Raw genomic sequence first — 3,801 nt, forward strand, 5'->3', positions numbered from 1 at the left:
GGTTTGACGTGGCGGGCCGCCAGCCCGCCGGTGGAAATCAGCTCCAGGCGTGCAGCGGCGGATTTTCGCCGTTGAGGAAATATTTGCCGAGGATCGAGTATTTCCAGCGCACCGGATCGTGCAGCGTGTGCGTGCGGGCGTTGCGCCAATGCCGGTCGAGATTGTGCTCGGCCAGGGTTGAGCGGGTCCCTGCCAGTTCGAACAGCTTGTTGGTGGCGGCGATGGCGATCTCTGTCGACAAGATCTTGGCTTCAGCAGTGACGATCTGGGCGTGCGCCACCGTCTCGGCTGTCGGCTCGGCCACTGCCCGGTCGATTGCATGACCGGCCTTTTCGAGCAGCGCCTGCGCCGCGTGCAGGCGCAGCGTCAGGTCGCCGATGGCCTGAATGGTGTAGGGATCGTCCCAGGCGTTGTCGACGCCGCTGTCGATCCAGGCGCGGCTTTTGGTCCTGACGAAATCGACCGTCTCGTCGATCGCCGCCTGGGCGATGCCGGTGTCCACGGCCACCTGGATGATCTGGAAGATGGCGCCGTCGGCGGTCGGTTTGTCGTAGCCCTTGTAGCCGGGTACCAGATGCGTCTTCGGCACCTTGACGTTGTCGATGATGACGGTGCCGGACAGGGTCGTGCGCTGGCCGAAGCTCGACCAGTCGTCGATAACGGTCAGGCCGGGTGCGCCGCGGTCGGCGATCGCATACCAGGCGCGGCCCTCGTCATCGAGCGCCACGATCGGCACCAGATGGGCGAGCAGCGCGCCGGACGAATAGAATTTCCGGCCGTTGACAACCACATGATCGCCGGCATCGGTGAAGCGGGTCTCAAAATCGGCGGCGCGCTTGGAGCCGAACTCGGAAAAGGCGTTGCCGAACCGGGTGCCCTTCAGCGCTTCGGCGAACAGCAGCTTCTGCTGGTCCGCGTCGGAGACGGTGCGGATGGCAGCGACGACGCCGAGATGGTTCTGCGCAACCTGGCCGATCGAGGAATCCGCCGCCGAGATGATCTCGATCACCTTCGCCAGCGTCGCATAGGACACCTCCGGCCCACCGAATGCCTTGGGTACATTGATCGACCACAGGCCGCTTTGCGAAAAGGCATCGAGTTCGGCGACCGGCCAGATCCGTTCACGGTCGCGCCGGGAGGAGTCCTTGACGAATTCGGCGGCGAGCGCATGGGCAACCGCAATCGCCTCGGCGTCGTCCTTGATGATGTGCGCCGGGGCGGTCGGCCTTGCGACTGGCGGCACGGCGGCGGAAGCCTTGTCGGTCTTGACGGTCGAAACGGTCATTTCACTGCTCCTTGGGATTTCGATTCAGGCAACGGCGTGGAGATGGGCGGGCTTGGTGGCGGGTGACGCCTGTTGCCCGGGGTTCGATTGACCGAGATAGAAGGCCCTGATGTCCTCGCGCTGGCGAAGCTCGGGGGCCGCGCCGGCGAGAACGGAAACGCCGTTCTCCAGCACCGTGGCATGGTCGGCATATCGCAGCGCCACTGCGGAGTTCTGCTCGGCGACCAGGATGGATAGGCCAGTCTCGCGGTTGAGTTTTTTCAAGCTCTGGAAGATGTCCTGGACGATGATTGGCGCGAGCCCCATCGACGGTTCGTCCAGGACGAGCAGCCGCGGCCGCGACATCAGCGCCCTGCCGATGGCGGTCATCTGCTGTTCGCCGCCGGAGGTCAGGCCGGACAATGTCCGGCGTTTTTCCCGAAGCCTCGGGAAATAGCCGTAGATCCGTTCGAGATCCCCGTTGATCTCGGCGCGGCTGCCGCTGCGGCCGATGCCGCCGGCGATCAGATTCTCCTCGACGGTGAGGCTTTTGAAGCAGTGGCGGCCTTCCAGCACCTGAACCAGCCCGGCGCGCACCAGATCGCCCGGTTTGCGGCGCGAGACATCCGAGCCGTCATAGCGGATGGTGCCGGCATTGACCTGGCCGCGTTCGACCGGCAGCAGGTTGGAGACGGCCTTCAGCGTCGTGGTCTTGCCAGCGCCATTGGCACCGAGCAATGCCAGTATCTGGCCGCGCCTGAGCTCGAAACTGACACCATGCAGCGCCGTGATGGCGTGGTTGTAGGTGGCATGGACCGTGTCCACAGCAAGAATGACGTCATCGTTCGGCATAGGCTGTTCTTTCGCGGTTCGAAAACCGAACAGGTCGGGCGCCACGGAAACTTGGTCCGCGACGCCCGGCACTGACTGATCAGTTGGTGGTCACAGCATTGGCATCGTCGGAGGTGCGTAGCTTGATGCCCTTCTCGGCGGCGTAGGCCTCGGCGGACTTCTCGATGATTGGCCGCAGAAGCGCCCAGTCCGGCGCGATCCAGTCGGAGACGACGTTCCACTTCTTGCCGTCCCACTGCTGGAAGGTCACGTAGCCTTCGCCTTCATGGTTGTCCCAGCTGACATTGATCGAGTGGAACAGGTCCTTGGCGCCGAGCGCCTCGACCTTGGCCGGATCAAGCTTGAGATGCTCGAAGCCCCAGCGGACCTCGTCGCCGGTCAGCGTGCGGTGGCCGAACTTCTCCTGCGCGACCCGGATCGCCTCGACATTGAGGATGCCGTTGACGATGCCGAGATTGTGGTAGACCGAGCCGATGCGCGCCTTGTCTTCAAGGTTACCCTTGCCGGCGCCGTAGACCGTCTTCACGATCTCCTGAACCACCGGGTAGGAGTTGCCGGAAGCCTGCGTGGTGATGGCGGTGTAACCCTTGGCGGCGTCGCCGGCAGGGATGACATCCTCTTCAGAATTCGACCAGACATTGCCGACGATGTGATCGACGGGATAGCCGACCTTGACCGCCGTCTTCAGCGCCACCGGGTTCATCACACCCCAGCCGCGCAGGACGACGAAATCCGGCTTGGCGCGGCGGATGGTCAGCCACTGCGACTGCTGCTCGTTGCCGGGATGCGGCACCTCGATCTGCTGCACGGTGAAGCCGTATTTCTGCGCCAGCAGCTCATAGATCGGGATGGTCTCCTTGCCGTAGGGCGAGCCGTGATAGAGCACGACGATCTTCTTGCCCTTCAGCTTGTCGATGCCGCCTTCCTTGGAGGCGATGTAGTTCACGATGCCTGATGTCTCGCTGTAGGGATTGAGCAGCAGCGGGAAGACGTAGGGGAAGACACGCCCGTCGGTGGAATCGGTGCGGCCGTGGTTGACGGTGATCAGCGGCACCTTGTCGGCGGTGATGCGGTCGATCATGGCATAGGCGATGCCGACCGAGAGCGGGTTCCAGGCGGCGGCGCCGGCATGGCTCTTCTGCCGCTCGTAGCATTCGACGCCGCGCTCGACCTCGTACTGGGTCTCGCATTCGTCCCAGGTCAGCTTGACGCCGTTGACGCCGCCGTCGCGGATGTTGATGAGGTTGAGATAGTCGATGAAGCCGCCGAAGAAGCCGGTGCCGCCGGCCGCGTAAGGCCCGACGCGATAGCTCTGCAGCGGGAAATATTGTTCGTCGGCGTGCGCGGCGGGCAAGGCCACCGACACGATCATCGCCGCGGACAACGCCGCCGCCTTGATTGTGCTGAGGAAAGTCATGGTCGAGGTACTCCCGGTATGGGCCGTCTTGTTCGGCCCCTTGTTCATTTTCCGATGGGATTCATTTTCAATGCATCAGCTCAAGTCGACTGCCAGGCGAACAGGAGCCGTCTTCGGACCCTGTCCCACAGCGCCACCAGCCCGTCGGGTTCAAGGATCAGAAACAGGATGATGAGCGCGCCCAGAACGATGCGCTGGCTCATGTCGAGCACGCCCGAATCGAAGAGATCGCCGAGCAGGAAGCCGCCGAGGCGCGACAGAGCGAGCG

The 3,801-nt window shown here is 63.7% G+C and carries 3 protein-coding genes and 1 pseudogene; all 4 read right to left on the reverse strand.

What is annotated here, in order from left to right; translation table 11 throughout:
• Positions 1-37: 37 nt before the first annotated feature.
• Positions 38-1,285 (reverse strand): SfnB family sulfur acquisition oxidoreductase, encoded by a 1,248-nt coding sequence (locus EN991_RS26980; protein ID WP_063171069.1) that lies wholly within the window; start codon positions 1,283-1,285, stop codon positions 38-40.
• Between the two features lie 24 nt (positions 1,286-1,309).
• Positions 1,310-2,116, reverse strand: coding sequence for an ABC transporter ATP-binding protein (locus tag EN991_RS26985; protein ID WP_164753483.1), 807 nt, complete (start codon positions 2,114-2,116; stop codon positions 1,310-1,312).
• Positions 2,117-2,195: 79 nt separating this feature from the next.
• A complete protein-coding gene (locus EN991_RS26990) occupies positions 2,196-3,533 on the reverse strand; it encodes an ABC transporter substrate-binding protein (RefSeq protein ID WP_027164235.1) in 1,338 nt (445 codons plus the stop codon).
• An 80-nt stretch (positions 3,534-3,613) separates the two neighbouring features.
• A pseudogene (locus EN991_RS26995) lies at positions 3,614-3,801 on the reverse strand (branched-chain amino acid ABC transporter permease); the annotation flags it as partial.

It is taken from the genome of Mesorhizobium sp. M7A.F.Ca.US.005.03.2.1, assembly GCF_003997795.1.
In the GTDB taxonomy this organism is placed as follows: Bacteria; Pseudomonadota; Alphaproteobacteria; order Rhizobiales; family Rhizobiaceae; genus Mesorhizobium; species Mesorhizobium ciceri.